This is a genomic window from Desulfosporosinus hippei DSM 8344, assembly GCF_900100785.1.
Classification (GTDB): Bacteria; Bacillota; Desulfitobacteriia; order Desulfitobacteriales; family Desulfitobacteriaceae; genus Desulfosporosinus; species Desulfosporosinus hippei.
Genome location: NZ_FNCP01000072.1, coordinates 1 through 1,536, shown reverse-complemented (window position 1 = coordinate 1,536; position 1,536 = coordinate 1). Strand labels below are relative to the sequence as shown.

General features: G+C 42.5%; 1 pseudogene. It reads left to right on the top strand.

Annotated elements, in window-relative coordinates:
* Nucleotides 1-257: 257 nt before the first annotated feature.
* Nucleotides 258-1,483, top strand: a pseudogene (locus tag BLS16_RS23050) (IS110 family RNA-guided transposase).
* Nucleotides 1,484-1,536 lie beyond the last annotated feature (53 nt).

The window sequence follows — 1,536 nt, the reverse complement described above, 5'->3', positions numbered from 1 at the left end:
ATATAAACATTCATGAACCTTCCGTTCACAGGGAGGCATGAAAATTTTCGGACATCTTTTCATGGCAAGAATTAACTGAGATAATCTTAATAAGGCGGGTTTCTGTTGCCGTTCTTTTTATGGTGGATTTTACCCCGAAATATAAACTGGTTCCAACAACCTACGAGTACAGGTAAATGTGCCGAGAGCACGTGTAAGAAATTTCTCAAATTTCTCCTGTTGTTGGGTTCACCCGCCTTATTAGGAGGTGTCATTTAATGGATGCTGTTTTGGAATGTTGTGTTGGTTTGGATGTGCATCAAGAGACTGTGGTGGCCTGTGTTCTGTTTGGTCCGCTTGAACACAAACCAAAGAAGGAGACCCGAACGTTTGGTACGACAACGCCCGAACTGTTGACACTAACCGACTGGCTAGAGGAACAAAAGTGTTCCCATGTGGCTATGGAAAGTACGGGAGTCTATTGGAAGCCAGTTTGGAACATACTGGAGACTGGGTCGTTCCAGCTAATCCTAGCGAATGCCCAAAGAATTAAGAATGTTCCAGGACGAAAGACGGATGTCAAAGATGCCGAATGGATAGCCCAACTTCTTCGAAGTGGTTTAATTGAAGGTAGTTTTGTTCCTCCTGTGGAGATCCGTGATCTAAGAGATCTGACGAGGTATAGGAAGAAACTCCTTCAGGATACTACTCAGGAGAAAAATCGGATTCATAAGATTCTTCAGGATGCCAATATCAAAATCACGACCTATATTTCCGATATCTTTGGTGTCTCAGGACGCAATATTATGGAGTCCCTCCTTGCGGGAGAGGTCATAACGGTTGAATCAATCAAGATGATGGTGCGAGGTAAGGTAAGAAGTAAGGTTCCTGGACTGGTGGATGCATTAAATAACCGACTCCGTAAACATCACCGAGAAATGATTCGATTTTCCTGGGAACACCTGAATTATTTAGAACGAACAATTCTTGAGATTGAAGACAGAATAGAGCAAAGCTTAAGACCCTATCGTGAAGAAGTTGAACTATTAGATTCGATACCAGGTGTAAACGAAACAGGTGCTGCAATGATGATTGCTGAACTTGGAACAGATATGTCTGTTTTTCCAACGGATAATCACGTTTCGGCTTGGGCAGGAGTGTCTCCAGGAAACAACGAGAGTGCTGGTAAAAAAAAAGAACTGGAACCACCTCAGGGAACAAGGCGTTAAAGGCTGTTTTATGTGAGTGTGCTTGGGCTGCATCAAGAACAAAAAACACTCGTCTATCTGCGACATATTGGCGATGGGTAAAACGCATGGGAAAGAAGAAAGCACTGATTGCATTAGGACATCTCATTCTTCGAATAGCTTACAAGATATTGCTTACAAAAGAGCCCTACAAAGAATTAGGAACAGAATATTTGGCCAAACGTGAACAAGACAAGGAACAACGCATTATTAAGCAGCTTCAATTGAAAGGATATCAAGTTCTGAAAGTGTGCTAGGCAGCTATAAATTAGGTGATATCAAGAGATCCGAAATGGCTCTCGGGCATCCT